Raw genomic sequence first — 20,429 nt, 5'->3', positions numbered from 1 at the left:
CCTTCTAAATGTTGTATACCTTAATCTGCTGTAAGGCGGGATCGGCACAGGCCTGGAATTTAGCCCCGCCTTCGCGGAGACGGACCAGCCTGCCGCATACGGACTCTGTAATCAACTCACCAGGGTACAGCAGCGGGATGCCCGGCGGATACGGAATGACCATCTCTGCCGCCATCCTGCCCGTACTTGCCTCAAGTGCTATACTCTCTGTCTCACTAACTGCAACCGGCTTCGTAGAGAATGTAACCGGAGCCGATATCAGCGGGAGTTCAGGAATGTTCCACGTGGAATTATTGCCGGAAGAGGATAGAATCCCCTTACTGCTGTTATTATATGATGCGCCCGGTAATGCGGTCCCTATGCCGGAGAATGATGAATCTCCGGCATAGGGGGCAGCGCCTCTTGCAGCATCTGAGACGGCTTCGGTGCCGCTTATCTGCGGCAACCCGCTGGAGGTCTGCGCTGCAATGTCCCGCAGCGCCTCCAGCAGCAGGGCTGCATCCTCTGCCTTCGAGCCGAGGCTGAAGGCCAGGACCACGTGCCGGTCGTCGCTCATCTCCGGCACGATCCCCCTCTCTTCGAGCCTGCGCTGCAGCTCGAAGCCCCCCAGGACCCCGGCGGCGTCATATATGACCGCCTTGAAGGGGTCCTGGGTCTCGTACGCCGCCCCGCACAGCGGCGGCGTAACTTCCCCTGCGGCGCCGGCATCGCCGCAGAGAGGCTGCAGCGGCCCCGCCGGCTGCAGCAGCCCGAAGCGCGGCAGCGAAGCCAGGCCGCGCCGCAGGACATCCACGGCGGCGAGCCCCGCCGTGAAGGCACCGGCGCCTTGGCTGTGCAGCAGGCGCCGGGCCAGATCGAGCGAAGCCATCACGGGGTAGGATGGGCTGGAGCTCTGCACCATGGCCAGGCGCTGCCGCAGCAGCGCGCGGTCCAGCCATGGCCCTTGCACATGCAGCATGGCGCCCATCGTCAGCGCCGTCAGCATCTTATGCGTGGACTGCACCACGCCGTCCGCGCCCCCGGCAAGCGCCCCGGCTGGAAGCTCCGGGTGCTGCCCGTAATGCGCCCCGTGCGCCTCATCCACCAGCAGCGGTACGCCGCTATGGTGACAGGCCCGTGCCAGGGGCGCAAGGTCACTGCCCATGCCGTAGTAATTCGGCATAGTAACCAGGACTCCGGCAGCCTCAGGGTAAGCTGCCAGGGCAGCCTGCACCGTCTCAGGAGACGGTGCAACCGCAAGACCGCTGCCCAGATCAATCTGGGGCTCCAGGAACACCGCACGTGCTCCTGCCAGCATTAGTCCGTGAATGACAGACTTGTGGACATTGCGCTGCAGAATGAGCAGCCTCCCGGGTTCAGGACAGACTGTCAGGATCAGAGCCAGATTGCCGGCTGTACTGCCGCCCACCAGCATATAACTCTCCTCCGCGCCGTAACAATCCGCTGCCAGCTCCTGCGCTTCCCGTATCACCCCTTCAGGATGATGAAGATCATCCGTCCCGGTAATTTCCGTCACATCATAACGCATCACTTCCGTGAGATAACCGGCACTGTCTGCACCCGTTGTCCTCCGGTAAGCCTCACCGTTCTTGTGACCCGGCACATGATAAGATATATTACCCTTATGTCTATATTGTTCCAGCATTTCGTATACAGGTGCCCTGCCAGGCTGTAGCTTGTCCATTTGTTCTTCCTTCCCTGGGGGTTACCTTCTATTTTAACGCAAATACACCCAAACGCCTATTACTTCCGCGCAAAGTATTACCGAAACAATAAAACGGCTCCCCTCACCCGGTCAGGGCGGAGAAGCCGTTAAAAGGAACCTTTAATTTGCAGCCAACGCGACACAGATCCACCGCCCGCTCTTTATATGCTTTCTGGTAACATTTCCTGCACTTCCTGCATCAAGCATTCTTCTGCAGATTGATCTTCTTCATGCGGCCAATGAAAAAGCGGTACTTGGCATCTTCCGCTTCAGTACGCACCATCTCACTCTCACAATCCTCACAGATGAAATGCGAGACAATCACAATGCCTTCTTCCTTTTCTTGCCCGCAGATAATGCAGGCCTGACCCGTTTGCTGTTCCATAATCATCCCACCTTGACTCTTTTAAGATCAGTATGGTACACCTTCTATCATTTTAAACCTTTTCATAGTTTTTTCCTAATCCTTCATAGCCTGAAATATATATATTCGACGAATGCCGATTCGGTGAATCTGATCCCGTTGTTTAACAAAACACAGGAATACGCCGATATTAATAACAAGAGAACTTGGGAGGAGGTCTGAAATTCCTTTATGGAACCAAACACAAAAGGTGCCGCAACATTCTATCAATACAAGCTTATCAAAAAAATTACTATTACAGCATTCCTGCTGCGGGTCTATATTGCCCTTCCCTTTGTATGCCTTGTGCTCGAAAGTATATTCTTGTCCTGGCTAAGTATCCTGTTCATGATCATAGCCGGTCCTGTCATGCTGTGGATTCAATATGTTATCTCACGCTCTGTGCTGCTGATTTCCGGACATCCCATCGCCAAACGCTGGCGAATGTCCCTGCGCCTGCCCTGGCCCGGTTACATGCCTGACCAATACATCAACTATGGCATCTTCCGCTCAGTACAGCTGCATAATCTCTGGATCGGCCTTTGTATTGCCGCACTCTTCATCGTCTGGGCTCCGCCTGCGTTCACTGTATCCTTAGCGATCTGTCACCTGTGGCTGCTGCTGCCCCGCCTTTATACCCTTCTGCGCTTGAACAGAGCCGCCAAAGACGGGATGCTGAGATTCAATGCGGCAGATGCTTCCTATTACGCCCAGTAATCCGGGCAAGCTATACATAGTGCTATGAATGCAGTGATTTCCACACCAAAAAATCGCCATCCATAACCGGACGGCGATTTTTTATCTGTTCTTCAGGCTTTTGGTTGTGACCTTCTTTTCCTTCGGGATCATCACGATGAAATAGTCGTCATGCACAGTTAGATGTACAATAAGCCCTTCCTTCTGAAAAACACGGGAGCTGCCACTATCGTCAGAATCATTAGCATTCTGCTCCTGCTCCTCCCATCCCCACGCCTTGATGGCCTCCAGATAAGGGTCCGGCACGCCTTTCTTTTCTTTCAACCCGGGCAGTGAGTACCGTACATAGTCCATCGCTACGTTTGTCGTTGTCCTGTCGGGAGAGCTTGCTTCTTTGGGGACAGGAAAGTCCTTCTCATTGAGCGCACCGTTAAAAGTATCCCAAGCCGGCTCTTTCGCCCCGCAACCCGCCAGCATTACTCCGACTATACAAAGAATAACTAATATCCACAAAGGTTGAGTTCGCTTCATACCTTAAATCCTCCTTACCTCTACCATGCATCTAAAGACGCAAGAAAATCCTAAATTAGAATTTATACGTAGTTCATTCGTATTAAGGCTTTTGCTTATTAATTGCACTTTTCCATTATACTTGGAACCACCGACTCGTCGGTAACAAAAATGTCACTCGTTTGTAAGCGTTTTTATCTAAATTCACTGCATTTCTTCCCGCTTTTATATAAAAAAGCATACAAAAAAGCTACTGTCGAAAATTCGACAATAGCTCATGTGCTTGGCAACGTCCTACTCTCCCAGGACCCTTCGGTCCAAGTACCATCGGCGCTGGAGGGCTTAACGGTCGTGTTCGGGATGGGTACGCGTGGAACCCCTCCGCTATCGCCACCAAACATGCGTCTGTGAAACAGACGCTGCCGCTTGAAATTCGGTTCATCACAGATGTGTGAATGAATTTCATGGCGTACAGGCTTGATCGCCTGAAAACTGAATCCGAAACGAATTTGTGTATTAGTGTATTTGGATAAGCCCTCGACCGATTAGTATTGGTCAGCTCCATGCATTGCTGCACTTCCACCTCCAACCTATCTACCTCGTCGTCTTCAAGGGGTCTTACATACTGGGAAATCTCATCTTGAGGGGGGCTTCACGCTTAGATGCTTTCAGCGCTTATCCCGTCCGTACGTAGCTACTCAGCCATGCTCCTGGCGGAACAACTGATGCACCAGCGGTACGTCCATCCCGGTCCTCTCGTACTAAGGACAGCTCCTCTCAAATTTCCTGCGCCCACGACAGATAGGGACCGAACTGTCTCACGACGTTCTGAACCCAGCTCGCGTACCGCTTTAATGGGCGAACAGCCCAACCCTTGGGACCTACTTCAGCCCCAGGATGCGATGAGCCGACATCGAGGTGCCAAACCTCCCCGTCGATGTGGACTCTTGGGGGAGATAAGCCTGTTATCCCCAGGGTAGCTTTTATCCGTTGAGCGATGGCCCTTCCATGCGGTACCACCGGATCACTAAGTCCGACTTTCGTCCCTGCTCGACTTGTAGGTCTCGCAGTCAAGCTCCCTTATGCCTTTGCACTCTGCGAATGATTTCCAACCATTCTGAGGGAACCTTTGAACGCCTCCGTTACTCTTTAGGAGGCGACCGCCCCAGTCAAACTGCCCGCCTGACACGGTCCCCGTACCCGATAAGGGCACTAGGTTAGAACCTAGATACGATCAGGGTGGTATCCCAACGGCGCCTCCGCAGAAGCTTGCGCTCCTGCCTCAACGGCTCCCACCTATCCTGTACAGATCGTACCCAAATTCAATATCAAGCTGCAGTAAAGCTCCATGGGGTCTTTCCGTCTTGTCGCGGGTAACCTGCATCTTCACAGGTATTAAAATTTCACCGGATCTCTCGTTGAGACAGCGCCCAAGTCGTTACGCCATTCGTGCGGGTCAGAATTTACCTGACAAGGAATTTCGCTACCTTAGGACCGTTATAGTTACGGCCGCCGTTTACTGGGGCTTCGGTTCACAGCTTCGGGTTGCCCCTAACCACTCCCCTTAACCTTCCAGCACCGGGCAGGCGTCAGCCCGTATACTTCGCCTTACGGCTTCGCACAGACCTGTGTTTTTGCTAAACAGTCGCTTGGGCCTTTTCACTGCGGCCCCCTCGGGCTATTCACCCTACCGAGGCACCTCTTCTCCCGAAGTTACGAGGTCATTTTGCCGAGTTCCTTAACGAGAGTTCTTCCGCGCGCCTTAGAATTCTCTTCTCGCCTACCTGTGTCGGTTTGCGGTACGGGCACCTTCTCCTGACTAGAGGCTTTTCTTGGCAGTGTGAGATCATGACCTTCGCTACTATAATTTTCGCTCCCCATCACAGCCCAGCCTTCACGATGTGCGGATTTGCCTACACATCAGCCTCACTGCTTAGACGGACACATCCATCAGTCCGCGTCACTACCCTCCTGCGTCACCCCATCGCTCATAGCGGATTACGGTGGTACAGTAATTTCAAACTGTTGTCCTTCGACTACGCCTGTCGGCCTCGCCTTAGGTCCCGACTTACCCTGAGCGGACGAGCCTTCCTCAGGAAACCTTGGGCTTTCGGCGGATCAGATTCTCACTGATCTTTTCGTTACTCATACCGGCATTCTCACTTGTATGCGGTCCAGCGCTCCTTACGGTACACCTTCAACCCACATACAACGCTCCCCTACCCCAGATGCTAGTGCATCTAGCCATAGCTTCGGTGGTGTGTTTAGCCCCGTTACATTTTCGGCGCAGAGTCACTCGACCAGTGAGCTATTACGCACTCTTTCAATGGTGGCTGCTTCTAAGCCAACATCCTGGTTGTCTGTGCAACTCCACATCCTTTCCCACTTAACACACACTTGGGGACCTTAGCTGATGGTCTGGGCTGTTTCCCTTTTGACAATGGATCTTAGCACTCACTGTCTGACTCCCGGCAAGAAGTAAATGGCATTCGGAGTTTGACTGAGCTTGGTAACCCTTGCGGGCCCCGCACCCAATCAGTGCTCTACCTCCACCACTCCATTCACCGAGGCTAGCCCTAAAGCTATTTCGGGGAGAACCAGCTATCTCCGAGTTCGATTGGAATTTCTCCGCTACCCCCACCTCATCCCCGCATTTTTCAACATGCGTGGGTTCGGGCCTCCAGTGCGTGTTACCGCACCTTCACCCTGGACAGGGGTAGATCACACGGTTTCGGGTCTACGTCCACATACTCAATCGCCCTATTCAGACTCGCTTTCGCTGCGGCTCCGGCTTCTCACCTTAACCTTGCATGTTAAACGTAACTCGCCGGTTCATTCTACAAAAGGCACGCCATCACCCATAGAAAGGGCTCTGACTTTTTGTAAGCACACGGTTTCAGGTTCTATTTCACTCCCCTTCCGGGGTGCTTTTCACCTTTCCCTCACGGTACTGTTTCACTATCGGTCGCCAGGTAGTATTTAGCCTTAGCAGATGGTCCTGCTGGATTCATACGGGGTTTCACGTGCCCCGCACTACTCGGGATCCGTCTCGGAGAGAATATAGTTTAGGCTACAGGGCTTTTACCTCTATCGCGGGTCTTTCCAGACCTCTTCGCCTACCATATTCCTTTGTAACTCCATGTGAGACGTCCCACAACCCCAAGGGGCAAGCCCCTTGGTTTAGGCTGTTCCGCGTTCGCTCGCCGCTACTGACGGAATCACTATTGTTTTCTCTTCCTCAGGGTACTTAGATGTTTCAGTTCCCCTGGTCTGCCTCTACATTTCCTATGTATTCAGAAATGAGTAACTGCGAATTACCACAGCTGGGTTTCCCCATTCGGACACCCCCGGATCAAAGCTTGCTTACAGCTCCCCGAGGCAGTTTCGTTGTTCGCCACGTCCTTCGTCGGCTCCTGGCGCCTAGGCATCCTCCGTGTGCTCTTATTAGCTTAACCAACGCTCCGATATTTGGCTGATTCGCTCATCTTGTTTTGAATGCTGTTCATGGATTGCTCCATTCACCAACACATTCAAAGCCAAAGGTCGCTTCATCATCCAAAATCTTCGCTTAGCATCACTATAATATTGAAACTTGTTTACACAAGTTCAGCTTAAAGGAATGTTCTAAAACGCAAATTCGTTTCGGTATCCAGTTTTCAAGGATCAAGGTAAAGATGAGAGCTTCAACTCTCAAAACTGACCAACGAGTGAGTGTTCGAACCCAAGGGTTCACTTGTGGAAGCTTAGCTTCCGATTTGAATGTCTCCATTGCAGGAAACGATTCTCCATAGAAAGGAGGTGATCCAGCCGCACCTTCCGATACGGCTACCTTGTTACGACTTCACCCCAATCATCTACCCCACCTTCGGCGGCTGGCTCCCTTGCGGGTTACCCCACCGACTTCGGGTGTTGTAAACTCTCGTGGTGTGACGGGCGGTGTGTACAAGACCCGGGAACGTATTCACCGCGGCATGCTGATCCGCGATTACTAGCAATTCCGACTTCATGCAGGCGAGTTGCAGCCTGCAATCCGAACTGAGACCGGCTTTGCTGGGATTGGCTCCACCTCGCGGTTTCGCTTCCCGTTGTACCGGCCATTGTAGTACGTGTGTAGCCCAGGTCATAAGGGGCATGATGATTTGACGTCATCCCCACCTTCCTCCGGTTTGTCACCGGCAGTCACTCTAGAGTGCCCAGCTCAACCTGCTGGCAACTAAAGTCAAGGGTTGCGCTCGTTGCGGGACTTAACCCAACATCTCACGACACGAGCTGACGACAACCATGCACCACCTGTCTCCGATGCTCCGAAGAGGGGCACTATCTCTAATGCTTTCATCGGGATGTCAAGACCTGGTAAGGTTCTTCGCGTTGCTTCGAATTAAACCACATACTCCACTGCTTGTGCGGGTCCCCGTCAATTCCTTTGAGTTTCAGTCTTGCGACCGTACTCCCCAGGCGGAGTGCTTACTGTGTTAACTTCGGCACCAAGGGTATCGAAACCCCTAACACCTAGCACTCATCGTTTACGGCGTGGACTACCAGGGTATCTAATCCTGTTTGCTCCCCACGCTTTCGCGCCTCAGCGTCAGTTACAGCCCAGAAAGTCGCCTTCGCCACTGGTGTTCCTCCACATATCTACGCATTTCACCGCTACACGTGGAATTCCACTTTCCTCTTCTGTACTCAAGTTACCCAGTTTCCAGTGCGACCTCAGGTTGAGCCCAAGGTTTAAACACCAGACTTAAATAACCGCCTGCGCGCGCTTTACGCCCAATAATTCCGGACAACGCTTGCCCCCTACGTATTACCGCGGCTGCTGGCACGTAGTTAGCCGGGGCTTTCTTCTCAGGTACCGTCACTCCGGCAGCAGTTACTCTACCGGACGTTCTTCCCTGGCAACAGAGCTTTACGATCCGAAAACCTTCATCACTCACGCGGCATTGCTCCGTCAGGCTTGCGCCCATTGCGGAAGATTCCCTACTGCTGCCTCCCGTAGGAGTCTGGGCCGTGTCTCAGTCCCAGTGTGGCCGTTCACCCTCTCAGGTCGGCTACGCATCGTCGCCTTGGTGAGCCGTTACCCCACCAACTAGCTAATGCGCCGCAGGCCCATCCCCAAGTGGCAGATTGCTCCGCCTTTCATTCTCTCTTCAGGAGAGGAAAGAAATTATCCGGTATTAGCTACCGTTTCCGGTAGTTATCCCAGTCTTGAGGGCAGGTTGCCTACGTGTTACTCACCCGTCCGCCGCTAAGTTCAAAAGGAAGCAAGCTTCCTTTTGAACTCCGCTCGACTTGCATGTATTAGGCATGCCGCCAGCGTTCGTCCTGAGCCAGGATCAAACTCTCCAATTGGTATTTAGAAAGAGCGATTGCTCATTTTGAAACATCTGACGAGAATTTACATTCTCTATTTTGGAATTCACTTTCGTGATTTCCGATACTCACTCGTTGTTCAGTTTTCAAAGATCAAGCTCGTTGTCAGCGCCGCTTACCGCGTCACCAGCAACTCTTATAATATATCACATCCAACCGATCAATGCAAGCTCTTTTTTTCAACTTCTTGTTCGAGCTCGGCGTTGATGTTTCGCGGCCAGAAATAGAATATATCACGGATAGAGGTTCATTGCAAGCATTATTTTGAAGCTATCATCCAAGCTATGCTCATCATAACCGTCCTAAGAGGCATCAAGTTAGCATAGCTCTCTGATGATCTGCCAGTAAAGTACTTAAGCAATGATCTCCTGAATATGCAGCTCCCGTTCATTGACCAGATTTACGATGTTCCCCTCCACCTGAACCATGGGTCTTGTCGGGTTATTGCGGTCGGTAAATATGATTTCCCCATGACGTCCGTCACTGAGCCGTATTCTTGTACCGTTGTATAAATCTGTTGTTTTCTGAATGAAGGTTTGTACGATAACCGGATCGAGCTTACCGAAGCTCTCCTTCTGAAGCTGCTCCAGTACCAGATAAGGCGACTGTGCTTTTCTGTAGGCTTTCCCGAGCGTCATGGCATGGAAGATATCGGCGACTGCAACAATTTTGGCGTAGAAATGAATTTGGGTGCCATCCAGCCTAAGCGGATAACCTGAGCCGTCTATTTTCTCATGGTGCTGCAGAGCGGCTAACCGGACTCCTTCGTTAATGGCGGTGACATTGCGCAGTAACTGATAACCGTAGGTTGTATGCCTGCGTACTTCGTCTATCTCTGTGCCGCTTAGAGGAGTAGGCTTCTGCAGCAAAGCTTCATCCACCTTAATGTTACCTATATCATGCAGCAAGCCGGCGAAGGCAGCCTGCATCCAGTCCTTCTGCGGATATCCGCACCACTGGGCAATTCTATATGAAGTTAGGGCAGACAATACAGCATTATGATAATTATATTCCTGGTCAAGCAGCACACGTGGAGCAAACTTTAAGACATGGTAATCCTTCAAATGGGTAATTAACAGCTCAAGCTGGCTTCGTAATTCAAAGATCGGAAGAGCAGCCGCGGCAGCCGCGCGATAGCTCTGCTTAATAAGCACCAGCATCTTCTCATATTCATCATGAAGCGGAGAATTACTTTTGGCCAAGACCGATTCATTGATCAGGGCACCTGTCTTGGCTGCTTGCTGCTTCACTGACGGCTTGGACCCCTCTGGTGCCTTGTCCTCCCCTTGAGCGCCTTCCACTTCAACCTGCCCGATCAAAAAAGCCTGCAGGATCTCAATATCCCGAGGAAGAATGATCTTGCCTTTGCCGAATAGTACTCCTCCTAAAGGAGTGATTACATCCTTAATAATCTTTGACCCCGCTTTAATCTCTCCAACGGATATGTTTGGCATAAGTCCAGCCCCTTTATTTCGGTGACACCTGTAATTCTCTAATTATAGTACGGAACCCGGGAAGCGGCTAGATAGCAAGTCGAAGGATAAGTTATCGTGTGAACATATAGAAAAGAGCATGGGCTTCTGAAAATCAGAAACCCATGCTCTCCCTGTACAAGGATTATTCGAGATTGCCGTCTTCATTTCCGGCATCCGCTTCAGGCTGGCTAACTTCGCCATCGCCTTCAACCGGAGTTTCTTGCATTTCTTCGCCATCCTCAAGCTCTGACAGTTCCTCGTCCTCTTTATCCGCTCTACACAGCGTAGCAACTGCATCATCCTCACGGATGTTAATCAGTTTAACCCCCTGCGCGTAACGGCCCATCGTCGAGATCCCGTCCATACTGGTCCGGATCAGGGTACCGCTGGTCGTAATGATCATCAGGTCCTCGTCCCGCTTGACAACCTTCAGCCCGACAACCGGCCCATTCTTGTCTGTAAGGTTAATGGTCTTGATGCCCTTACCGCCGCGAGTCTGGGAACGATAATCGCTGGCAGGTGTCCGCTTACCATAACCCTTGGTGGTTACAATCAGCACCTCAAGCTCCTGGTCCACGCAGTCCATACCAATGACATGGTCATTGCCATCAAGCGTAATGCCCTTAACCCCGGTAGCGCTGCGGCCCATGGAGCGGACATCATTCTCCGAGAAGGTAATGGACATTCCGCGTGCCGTACCGATAATCAGGTTCTGCTCACCGTCCGTCAGCTTCACTTCGATCAATGAATCTTCTTCACGGAGATTAATTGCAATCAGGCCGCCCTTACGGATATTGTTGTAGTCTTCCAGAGGCGTCTTCTTCACAATTCCCTCACGGGTAGCGAAGAACAGGTATTTGTCGCTGTCCGCTTCCTCTACCTGGATAACCGCACTGATCTTCTCACCCTGTTCAATCTGGATCAGGTTGATGATCGGTGTTCCCCGGGCGGTGCGTCCAAGCTCCGGAATCTCATAGGCCTTAATCCGGTACACCTTACCCTTATCGGTGAAGAACATCAGGTAGTTATGGGAGTTACTCACGAAGAGATGCTCCACAAAGTCCTGGTCCTTGGTGTCCATCCCGATTACACCGCGGCCGCCGCGCTTCTGGCTGCGGTAGGTGTTGACCGGAAGACGTTTGATATAACCGGTATGAGTAATTGTGATAACAACCTCTTCACGCGGAATCAGATCCTCGTCGAGAATGCTCTCTTCCCCAACCGTAATTTCCGTACGCCGGTCATCGGAGTATTTATCACGAATCTCCTGCAGCTCATTGCTGATGATATCCAGCACAAGATGCTCGTTAGCCAGGATCTCACGGTATTCAGCGATCTTGGCCAACAACTCGTTATATTCATTCTCGATCTTCTCGCGTTCCAGACCGGTCAGGCGCTGCATCCGCATATCGAGAATCGCTTGCGCCTGCTCCACGCTTAGACTGAAGGTCTCCATCAGGCCTTCCCGGGCAATATCGGTTGTGCGGGAGGCGCGGATCAGGGCAATAACCTCATCCAGATGATCCAGGGCAATACGCAGACCTTCGAGAATATGCGCCCGTGCTTCAGCCTTCTTAAGGTCGAAGATGGTCCGGCGGCGGATGACTTCAATCTGATGCTGCAAATAGTGATACAGCACATCACGCAGGTTCAGAATCTTCGGTTCTTTGTTGACAATAGCCAGCATGTTGATCCCGAAGGTTGACTGCATGGAGGTATGCTTGTAGAGATTGTTGAGTACGACACTTGGATTCACATCCCGTCTCATTTCAACCACTACGCGCATTCCGTTACGGTCAGACTCATCACGCAGATCCGTAATCCCTTCGATACGTTTCTCACGCACCAGTTCAGCAATCTTCTCCACGAGCCGGGCTTTGTTGACCTGATAAGGAAGCTCATGCACAATAATCCGCGCTTTGCCGTTATTCTCTTCAATTGTCGCTTTGGCACGCATCGTAACCGATCCGCGTCCCGTGCGGTAAGCCTGACGGATTCCTTCCCGACCCAAAATAAAACCAGCCGTCGGGAAATCCGGGCCTTGAATATATTCCATAAGCTCCATAGGCGTAATATCAGGATTCTTGATCATCGCCTGTACACCATCAATGACCTCACCCAGATTATGGGGAGGAATGTTGGTGGCCATACCAACCGCAATCCCGCCTACTCCATTAACAAGCAAGTTGGGATAACGGGCAGGCAATACTACAGGCTCGTTCTCTTCGCCGTCATAGTTGGGAGCGAAATCAACCGTTTCCTTGTTCAGATCGCGGAGCATTTCTCCAGCAATTTTGGATAGGCGCGCTTCGGTATAACGCATCGCAGCTGCCATATCTCCGTCAATGGAACCAAAGTTACCGTGACCGTCTACAAGCATATAACGCATGGAGAAATCCTGAGCCATACGTACCATTGTTTCATAGACCGCTGAGTCACCGTGAGGGTGATACTTACCGATAACCTCACCGACGATTCTCGCTGATTTCTTGTGAGGCTTATCCGAGGACATTCCAAGTTCCGACATCGCAAACAAAATGCGTCGGTGAACAGGCTTAAGTCCGTCCCGCACATCCGGCAAAGCCCGGCTTACAATGATGCTCATTGCGTAATCCATAAAGGATTCGCGCATTTCCACGCCAATGTCCCGATCCCTGATTTGCGGGTTATTTTGTTCAGCCATGAGTTGGTGGACCTCCTTCAGTTAAAAACCGCTACCCTATATTATATTACTTTCACAAAAGCAGCACAATTAAACATGATAGCCTATTATCATCTATATTGATTTTCTTTTAGTACGGATAAGGGTATACGCCCTGTCCGCTGATGTCTTCAGTACATAGACTGTTAAAGACAAGAAGAATGGCTTCATGACCCTGTTTTCGTCCCAAAAAGCATAATCTCATATCCTTATATTATAACATTATTTAGTTAGCTTGTCCTGAAAATTCGCTATGCGTAAAAGAAACGGAGGCACAAAATGAGAATTCAACGCGTATCCAGCAAGTGGGCTAAAACGAAAGTGATTCTGCAGAACCGTCAACTCTCGGTCTTCATTCCGGAAACGCGCAAATACAGCCTGAATGATCTCAAAGAACTGCTGAATCTATACCACACCGTGTATATTAAACCGGACCGCGGTACCTATGGCAGCGGAGTGATGCGGGCTGAACAGCGGGTAGTTCATTTGAGCCCCAGTGAGCAGCAGCCGGAGTTCTTCAATCCTTCAGATCCGGTAGCCGGCGACAGTGAATCAGAAGCACCAGCTGAGCCCATAGAGCCGAAGCTGATGTATATTCTGAGATATGCGAAGGATGCCGAGGTTTTTAATACACCTGAGGAGCTTCACGCAGCTCTATTGCCCCGGATCAAAGAGCGCACATATCTGGTACAGCAAGGCATTGATCTGCTCCGGCATCAGGACCGGCCCTTTGATCTCCGGGTGCTTACGCAGAAGAACCTTCAGGGGAGCTGGGAGACCACAGGCATGCTCGGCCGGGTAGCCGCACCGCAAAAGGTAATCACGAATTATCACAGCGGAGGCAGTGTTTTCCCGGTAGAGGCCCTGTTCAAAGAGCATATGACGCCAGACGAAAGGAATGTAACCCTTCAGGAGCTAAAATCACTGGGAGTCAGAATTGGGGCCCAGCTTGAAACGGCTTACCCCGGCCTTAAAGAGATTGGACTAGATGTAGCTATAGACCAGCATCACGATCTGTGGCTGCTTGAAGTGAACACCCTGCCGTCCATCATTGTTTTCAAAATCTTCCCGAACAAAGCGATTTACCGCAAAATCTACCGTTATGCTGTAGCCTATGGGCGTCTGAAGCGTACCCGGACCGTTGTTCCCCGCCGCCGTAAGCGAACATCCAGCCTGTAGACTTATTGTAAAAAAACCTCCGGCCTCACCCGCAAGGGATGAACCGGAGGTTCGCTGTAGGTTGCTTAAATATCAAGATTCTTAACAGATTGCGCATGCTCCTGAATGAAGTCGCGGCGCGGCTCTACATTGTCCCCCATCAGTGTATCAAAGATGCTGTCAGCCAGCATAGCATCCTCAATGGTCACCTGCAGCATGGTGCGGGTCTCAGGGTCCATGGTAGTATCCCATAGCTGGGCAGCGTTCATCTCACCCAGACCTTTGTAGCGCTGAACGTTAACTTTCACATTCTCACCGAAGGTCGCGATAATCTCATCGCGTTCCCTCTCGCTCTGTGCATAGCGGACGACCTTGTTGCGCTCGATCTTGAACAGCGGCGGCTGGGCGATATAGATATACCCTGCATCAACAATCTTCCGCATGTAGCGGTAGAAGAAGGTCAGCAGCAGCGTTCTGATGTGGGCACCGTCAACGTCCGCATCGGTCATGATGACCACCTTGTGGTAACGCGCCTTCGAGAGATCGAAGTCATCGCTGATCCCGGTTCCGAGTGCAGTGATAATTGCCCGGATTTCCGCATTGGACAAGATCCGGTCCAGCCGGGCCTTCTCTACGTTCAGAATCTTACCGCGCAGCGGCAGAATCGCCTGGAAATGACGGTCCCGGCCTTGCTTCGCTGATCCGCCCGCCGAGTCACCTTCGACGATGTACAGCTCACTGATCGACGCATCCTTGGAGGAGCAGTCCGCCAGCTTACCCGGGAGGGCGCTGACTTCAAGCGCACTCTTGCGGCGGGTCAGCTCACGGGCCTTTTTGGCCGCTTCACGGGCACGGGAAGCCTGCAAGGACTTCTCCAGCACCTTACGCGAGACAGCAGGGTTCTCTTCAAGGAACTCCTGCAGCTTCTCGCCGAACAGCGATTCTACAATCCCGCGGACTTCACTGTTGCCGAGCTTGGTCTTGGTTTGGCCTTCGAACTGCGGCTCGGGGATTTTGACGGAAATAATCGCCGTCAGACCTTCACGGACATCGTCCCCGGTCAGATTCTGGCTGCTATCCTTGATCACGCCAGCCTTGCGTGCGTAATCATTAATGATCCGCGTCAAGGCGCTCTTGAAGCCGGATTCATGCGTTCCGCCCTCATGGGTATTGATATTGTTGGCGAATGAATAGATATTCTCTGTATATGAATCGTTATATTGGAGAGCTACTTCAACCGCAATCATATCCCGTGAGCCTTCCACGTAGATCGGATCCTCATGAAGAGCTTCTTTTTTCTCGTTAAGGTATTTCACATACTCCACAATACCGCCTTCATACTTGAACGTATTGTTGACTCCGGTCCGTTCATCCAGTAGTGACAGCTCAATGCCCTTGTTCAGGAAGGCCAGCTCCCGGATACGGGTAAGGAGCGTGGAGTATTCGAAAGTAGTGGTTTCGGTAAAAATATCCGGGTCCGGGTGGAAGGTGGTAGTGGTCCCCGTCTCCTCTGTATCCCCGATCACTCGGATGTCATATTGCGGCACGCCGCGGTTGTACTCCTGCTGGTAGACATGCCCGTCACGTTTGACAGTGACAACTACCTTCTCGGACAAGGCGTTAACCACAGAGATCCCTACGCCGTGAAGACCGCCGGACACCTTGTAACCTCCGCCGCCGAACTTACCGCCTGCATGCAGGACAGTCATGACCACTTCAAGCGTGGACTTCTTCAGCTTGACGTTCTCACCGACAGGAATTCCCCGCCCGTTGTCAATAACGGTCACACTATTATTTTCAGTAATTATGACTTGAATCCGGTCGCAAAAACCTGCCAGCGCCTCATCGATACTATTATCGACAACCTCCCAGACCAAATGATGCAGACCTTTGGCGCTAGTGGAGCCAATGTACATGCCGGGACGTTTCCGAACTGCTTCCAGCCCTTCCAGTACCTGAATCTGGCTCTCATCATATGTCGGTTGATTCATTGACATGCCTTCACCTACTTCTTTCAGATTATCTCATGTAACTTGTGGAACCTTATATTTCTAACAAGATTTTGGCTCTTTTTTTGAGAGTGGAGGAGGAGATAGGGGAGTAATAGACAGTATTCCTGGTTACGACAATAGACTTCGCTTCCTCTTCACCAATGCGTTCCAGCTTCTTATCCTGCTGGGAATGAGTCATAAATTGCTTCGATACCTTGGAGGATTTCTCAATCGATATATCAAATATAGCAATCAGCTCTGAGGATCGAATAATTTTTTCTCCGCCCAAATGAATATACATGGTCTTCCTCCGCTCTTTATAGCTCCACTTTACCGCCATGAACATGATACAGGACTGCACCCTTTAATTTGTCAGCATTCAGCCCCTCTACACCGGTGGCGGTGATGAAGGTCTGCACCTTACTCTGAAAGGTCTCGATAAGCTGGGTCTGACGATAGGGGTCAAGTTCGGACAAAACATCATCAAGAAGCAGCACAGGATATTCTCCGATCTCCTCATGAATCAGTTCAATTTCCGCCAGCTTGAGCGATAAAGCTGCCGTACGTTGCTGTCCCTGGGAACCGTAGACCTGAGCTTCTCTTCCGTTGATAAAAAAGGACAGGTCATCCCGATGGGGACCCGTCAGCGTCATGCCGCGCCTGATTTCCTGATCTCTTGTTTGTGATAACTTTAACATAAAATTGTCTAATAAGACAGCTTCATCTTCCTCTTCACGCTCACCGAACGAGGGAACATAGAGCAGTTTGAGCTCTTCTCCGCCGTTTGTGATACCCCGGTGGATGCTTTCTGCCCATATTTGCAGCTTCTTTATGAATTGTTTCCTTTTTTTGACGATTTTAACACCATGTTCTACAAGTTGGGCATCCCATATGTCCAGAAGCTCCCTGCCGCCAGCCTCTTTGCCCCACAGCTGCTTCAGCAGATTGCCCCGCTGAACCAGAATCTTCTGGTACTGCTGCAGATGAAACAGATAGCTCGGCTGAACCTGGCCAATCTCCATGTCGAGGAACCGGCGCCGGATTCCCGGAGTGCCTTTGACAATCTCCAGATCCTCCGGAGCGAACATCACCACGTTCAGCGATCCAACGAATTCACTTAGCCGGCGCTGCTCAAGGCCGTTGATTCTGGCTTTTTTGCCCTGGGGGGACAGGGTCAGCTCCAGCTTAAGATCCCCGTATTTACGCTCCACTTCGGCCACAATCTGAGCAGAGCCTGACGGGGCATCAAAGGAGATAAGCTCCTTGTCCTTGGAGGTACGATGGCTTTTGGTCATGGCCAGGACAAACAATGCCTCCATGAGATTGGTTTTGCCCTGGGCATTCTGGCCGAGAATGAGATTCACATCGCCCAGATTCGTAAGACGCAGCAGCCCATAGTTGCGGTAATCCTGCAGACCGATATTTTTGACAAACAATCCCCTGTTCCTCCTTGGGTGAACTACTCTTTGACTCCGCCGCCTTCAACTTCGAACACGCCGTTATCCTGTACCTCTACTTTATCACCCGGATAGAGCTTCCGGCCACGGCGTTCTTCTGGTTCCCCGTTCACGAGCACATGACCTTCCTGCAGCAGCGCCTTCGCCATCCCGCCTGTGGATACACAATCGGAGAGCTTCAGGAACTGGTCGAGCTTAATATATCCACTGTGGATAACTATTTTTTTCATGATTTTAGTCCTTTCCGCCACTTATCCACATGTTCATGAACCGGGCGTTAATTAGTTGTCCGATACGGCAAAATAACATACAGGCTGCGGCTCTCATCGAGCGGCCGAAGAATGATCGGGCTCATCATGCCGGTGAAGGCGATTACGAGCTGCTCGCTCTCTACAACCTTCAGCACATCAAGCATATATTTGGAGTTGAAGGAGATCCGCAGCGGCTCGCCTTTGAAATCAATCACTTCCAGCTCCTCACGGACCTTACCCAGCTCTGACGAGCTGGAGGAGATCTCCACATCGCCGTTCTCCAGGGTCTGCATCCGAACGATGTTCGTTTTTTCTTCACGGGACAGCAAATAAGCGCGGTCAATCGATTCGCTTAATTTTTTTGTGTCCAAAGTTAGTTCTGTTTTGTAGGTGGTTGGAATAATTCTAGAAGTATCCGGATAAATGCCGTCCAGGATGCGCGAATAGAACAGCACTTTGTCGATTTTGAACAGGACCTGATTATCGGCTACGACAATATCCACCAGCATATTCTGATCGGGGATGATTTTGCTGAGCTCGTTCAGCGTTTTGCCGGCGATGACAATATTCGCAAACTGGATACTCTCCGTGCCTTCCAGATGTGCAGCTCTGGTCGCCAGGCGGTGGCGGTCGGTCGCAGTGAACTTGAATTCATTGTCAGCCAGATTCCACAGAATGCCGGTCAGAATCGGTGTTGTCTCCTGTGTAGAGATGGAGAAGGCGGTTTGTTTGATCATATTCTTCAGCAGGTCACCAGGCATGGAGATGGTCTCATTCTCCTCAATGCTTGGAAGAACAGGGAACTCTTCAGGGTCAAGACCGACAATCTGAATCTCCGTAGAGCCGGAGGAGATGTAGGTCTGGAAGCCCTCTTTTACTTCCATGTGTATCTCTTTGGAGGGAAGCTTCTTGATAATCTCGACGAAGAATTTGGCGGGGAGCACGACACTGCCCGGCTGTTCTACCTTGACGATCGTCTGGCTGTCATTCTCGGCAGGGATGAAGGATTGGATAGAAATATCCGTATCGCTTGCAGTCAGAGTAACTCCCTGGTGGCTAACCTCAAACTTAATTCCTGTCAGAATAGGGATTGTTGTTCGGCTTGAGATCGCCTTAGAGACATGTCCTATGGATTCGTTGAGTTCGTTTTTGAGAATGCTGATTTTCATGATTTCACTCCTAGCTGAAAAATTGGGAAATGGGTGTACGTAATTCCTCTTTGAAACCTGCTCTTAGAAGATGAATTATTATAGTTATTTAATAGTATTAGTAGTAGGGGCTCCGTTTATGTGGATAAGTCGCAAAACAGCATAAAATTAAGCCTACCCACATGTGTATAGATTGTGTATAGGCTCTTTGTTCCTCTTAGGAAGGATTTTTAATTTTCTCCGCAAGATTATTTACCACTTTATAGAGCTCCTGGTCCACCTTTAATTGCTGCGTAATCTTCTCATGGGCGTGAATAACAGTCGTATGATCGCGTCCCCCGAAGGCTTCACCGATCTTAGGCAGCGAATAATCAGTTAATTCACGGGAGAGATACATGGCAATCTGCCTTGGAAAAGCAACAGCCTTCGTGCGTTTCCGCGCTTTGAAATCCTCCATGCGCAAATTGTAGTATTCGCCGACTTTTTGCTGAATATCATTCATGGTGATCATCTTCGGACGGCTGGAAGGAATGATATCCTTCAGCGCTTCCGCCGCCAGATGCGTCGTCACATCCTGATTGGTCAGCGATGAATAGGCTACAACACGAATCAGCGCGCCTTCCAGCTCCCGGATATTCGTATCGATCTGATTGGCGATGTACATCATCGCTTCGTTCGGGATGTCCAGGTTCTCCGCTTTGGCCTTCTTACGCAGAATGGCAATCCGTGTCTCCAGATCCGGAGGCTGAATATCAGTGATCAGACCCCATTCAAACCTGGAACGCAGCCGTTCCTCCAGCGTGGGAATTTCCTTGGGAGGCCGGTCGCTTGAGATGATGATCTGTTTGCGTTCTTCATGAAGTGCATTGAACGTATGGAAAAATTCCTCCTGCGTCGACTCCTTGCCAGCCAGGAATTGTATGTCATCAATCAGCAAAATGTCAACATTGCGGTACTTGTTACGGAAGCTCTCGCCGCGGTTATCACGGATGGAGTTGATGAATTCATTCGTGAATTTCTCGGACGAGATATAGATAACCTTATTGTTGGGGTTATGCTCCAGCACATAATGGCCGATCGCATGCATCAGGTGAGTTTTGCCGAGACCTACGCCTCCATACAGAAATAAAGGGTTATAAGCTTTGGCCGGCGCTTCGGCTACAGCCAGTGAGGCTGCGTGCGCAAAACGGTTGCCCGAACCGATCACGAACGTATCGAAAGTGTATTTGGGATTGAGCAGATGCGTCTGTGCTTCTTCGCGTGAAACGACAGGAGAGGGTGCGCTTTGTTGAACAACCGGCTCTGAGGGCTTGTTCTCCTCAATTACAAATTTGACATCAACCTGCTGTCCGGTGACTTCATATACCGTTGCTCCTACCAGTTTGGTATAGCGACTTTCCAGCCATTCTACGGCAAAGGTTGTTGGCGCCGAGATGATAAGAGCCTGGGAATTGAACGTCATGGCCTTGGTGGCCTTGAACCAGGTATCGAAGCTCGGCTTGCTTAATTTGGTCTGAATAATCGATAATATTTGCTGCCATAATTCGGAAGTATGGCTGTCCAC

The 20,429-nt window shown here is 51.0% G+C and carries 13 protein-coding genes and 3 rRNA genes; 2 read left to right on the top strand and 14 right to left on the bottom strand.

Annotated elements, in window-relative coordinates:
- Positions 1 to 4: 4 nt before the first annotated feature.
- Together KDC22_RS00080 and KDC22_RS00075 are read right to left on the bottom strand one after the other, a co-directional pair.
- Positions 5 to 1,684, bottom strand: coding sequence for an aminotransferase class I/II-fold pyridoxal phosphate-dependent enzyme (locus KDC22_RS00080; RefSeq protein ID WP_211721708.1), 1,680 nt, complete (start codon positions 1,682 to 1,684; stop codon positions 5 to 7).
- Positions 1,685 to 1,904: 220 nt separating this feature from the next.
- Positions 1,905 to 2,090 carry a sigma factor G inhibitor Gin gene (locus KDC22_RS00075; protein ID WP_173140669.1) on the bottom strand — a complete coding sequence of 62 codons (186 nt, stop codon included), beginning with the start codon at positions 2,088 to 2,090 and terminating at the stop codon, positions 1,905 to 1,907.
- Positions 2,091 to 2,300: 210 nt separating this feature from the next.
- Here KDC22_RS00075 and KDC22_RS00070 point away from each other — a divergent pair, with 210 nt between their 5' ends.
- Positions 2,301 to 2,825, top strand: a complete 525-nt coding sequence (locus tag KDC22_RS00070) for a hypothetical protein (protein ID WP_173140667.1) — start codon at positions 2,301 to 2,303, stop codon at positions 2,823 to 2,825.
- Positions 2,826 to 2,906: 81 nt separating this feature from the next.
- Here KDC22_RS00070 and KDC22_RS00065 read toward each other — a convergent pair whose 3' ends face one another.
- The 6 genes from KDC22_RS00065 to gyrA all read right to left on the bottom strand — a co-directional run bounded on the left by KDC22_RS00065 (position 2,907) and on the right by gyrA (position 12,842).
- Positions 2,907 to 3,335, bottom strand: coding sequence for a hypothetical protein (locus KDC22_RS00065; RefSeq protein ID WP_173140665.1), 429 nt, complete (start codon positions 3,333 to 3,335; stop codon positions 2,907 to 2,909).
- Positions 3,336 to 3,595: 260 nt separating this feature from the next.
- Positions 3,596 to 3,712: ribosomal RNA gene (rrf, locus tag KDC22_RS00060) — 5S ribosomal RNA — on the bottom strand.
- A 127-nt stretch (positions 3,713 to 3,839) separates the two neighbouring features.
- Positions 3,840 to 6,769 (bottom strand): 23S ribosomal RNA (locus tag KDC22_RS00055).
- A 336-nt stretch (positions 6,770 to 7,105) separates the two neighbouring features.
- A 16S ribosomal RNA gene (locus KDC22_RS00050) occupies positions 7,106 to 8,663 on the bottom strand.
- Together the 16S, 23S and 5S rRNA genes form the textbook arrangement of a ribosomal RNA operon.
- A 374-nt stretch (positions 8,664 to 9,037) precedes the next feature.
- Complete coding sequence (locus tag KDC22_RS00045) at positions 9,038 to 10,138, bottom strand: HD-GYP domain-containing protein (RefSeq protein ID WP_173134734.1); 1,101 nt, start codon at positions 10,136 to 10,138, stop codon at positions 9,038 to 9,040.
- Positions 10,139 to 10,301: 163 nt separating this feature from the next.
- Complete coding sequence (gene gyrA, locus KDC22_RS00040) at positions 10,302 to 12,842, bottom strand: DNA gyrase subunit A (protein WP_173134731.1); 2,541 nt, start codon at positions 12,840 to 12,842, stop codon at positions 10,302 to 10,304.
- Between the two features lie 297 nt (positions 12,843 to 13,139).
- Here gyrA and KDC22_RS00035 point away from each other — a divergent pair, with 297 nt between their 5' ends.
- Entirely contained in the window at positions 13,140 to 14,039 is a 900-nt protein-coding gene (locus KDC22_RS00035) for a YheC/YheD family protein (protein ID WP_211721707.1), read from the top strand.
- A 65-nt stretch (positions 14,040 to 14,104) separates the two neighbouring features.
- Here KDC22_RS00035 and gyrB read toward each other — a convergent pair whose 3' ends face one another.
- The 6 genes from gyrB to dnaA form a co-directional block, all read right to left on the bottom strand.
- The gene (gyrB, locus tag KDC22_RS00030; RefSeq protein WP_173134724.1) at positions 14,105 to 16,015 is read right to left on the bottom strand and encodes a DNA topoisomerase (ATP-hydrolyzing) subunit B; all 1,911 of its coding nucleotides are present in this window, start codon (positions 16,013 to 16,015) and stop codon (positions 14,105 to 14,107) included.
- A gap of 46 nt (positions 16,016 to 16,061) precedes the next feature.
- Positions 16,062 to 16,310, bottom strand: coding sequence for an extracellular matrix regulator RemB (gene remB / locus KDC22_RS00025; protein ID WP_036728071.1), 249 nt, complete (start codon positions 16,308 to 16,310; stop codon positions 16,062 to 16,064).
- A 16-nt stretch (positions 16,311 to 16,326) separates the two neighbouring features.
- Positions 16,327 to 17,445 (bottom strand): DNA replication/repair protein RecF, encoded by a 1,119-nt coding sequence (gene recF, locus KDC22_RS00020; protein WP_211721706.1) that lies wholly within the window; start codon positions 17,443 to 17,445, stop codon positions 16,327 to 16,329.
- Between the two features lie 23 nt (positions 17,446 to 17,468).
- The gene (yaaA, locus tag KDC22_RS00015; RefSeq protein ID WP_173134718.1) at positions 17,469 to 17,696 is read right to left on the bottom strand and encodes a S4 domain-containing protein YaaA; all 228 of its coding nucleotides are present in this window, start codon (positions 17,694 to 17,696) and stop codon (positions 17,469 to 17,471) included.
- A gap of 47 nt (positions 17,697 to 17,743) precedes the next feature.
- Positions 17,744 to 18,886: a DNA polymerase III subunit beta gene (dnaN, locus tag KDC22_RS00010; protein WP_173134714.1), complete on the bottom strand. Its 1,143-nt coding sequence runs from the start codon at positions 18,884 to 18,886 to the stop codon at positions 17,744 to 17,746.
- 196 nt (positions 18,887 to 19,082) lie between these two features.
- On the bottom strand, positions 19,083 to 20,429 hold the full coding sequence (gene dnaA, locus KDC22_RS00005) for a chromosomal replication initiator protein DnaA (RefSeq protein WP_173134711.1): 1,347 nt from the start codon (positions 20,427 to 20,429) through the stop codon (positions 19,083 to 19,085).

The organism is Paenibacillus tritici (genome assembly GCF_018207515.1).
In the GTDB taxonomy this organism is placed as follows: domain Bacteria; phylum Bacillota; class Bacilli; order Paenibacillales; family Paenibacillaceae; genus Paenibacillus_AQ; species Paenibacillus_AQ tritici.
Note: the sequence above shows the minus strand (reverse complement) of the source record. Positions and strands in the feature narration are given on the sequence as shown.

Excerpts from the sequence above, each read along its gene's own strand:
- KDC22_RS00080 (WP_211721708.1), bottom strand. The coding sequence starts at position 1,684 with ATGGACAAGCTACAGCCTGGCAGGGCACCTGTATACGAAATGCTGGAA.
- KDC22_RS00075 (WP_173140669.1), bottom strand. The coding sequence starts at position 2,090 with ATGGAACAGCAAACGGGTCAGGCCTGCATTATCTGCGGGCAAGAAAAG.
- KDC22_RS00070 (WP_173140667.1), top strand. The coding sequence starts at position 2,301 with ATGGAACCAAACACAAAAGGTGCCGCAACATTCTATCAATACAAGCTT.
- KDC22_RS00065 (WP_173140665.1), bottom strand. The coding sequence starts at position 3,335 with ATGAAGCGAACTCAACCTTTGTGGATATTAGTTATTCTTTGTATAGTC.
- KDC22_RS00045 (WP_173134734.1), bottom strand. The coding sequence starts at position 10,138 with ATGCCAAACATATCCGTTGGAGAGATTAAAGCGGGGTCAAAGATTATT.
- gyrA (WP_173134731.1), bottom strand. The coding sequence starts at position 12,842 with ATGGCTGAACAAAATAACCCGCAAATCAGGGATCGGGACATTGGCGTG.
- KDC22_RS00035 (WP_211721707.1), top strand. The coding sequence starts at position 13,140 with ATGAGAATTCAACGCGTATCCAGCAAGTGGGCTAAAACGAAAGTGATT.
- gyrB (WP_173134724.1), bottom strand. The coding sequence starts at position 16,015 with ATGTCAATGAATCAACCGACATATGATGAGAGCCAGATTCAGGTACTG.
- remB (WP_036728071.1), bottom strand. The coding sequence starts at position 16,310 with ATGTATATTCATTTGGGCGGAGAAAAAATTATTCGATCCTCAGAGCTG.
- yaaA (WP_173134718.1), bottom strand. The coding sequence starts at position 17,696 with ATGAAAAAAATAGTTATCCACAGTGGATATATTAAGCTCGACCAGTTC.
- dnaN (WP_173134714.1), bottom strand. The coding sequence starts at position 18,886 with ATGAAAATCAGCATTCTCAAAAACGAACTCAACGAATCCATAGGACAT.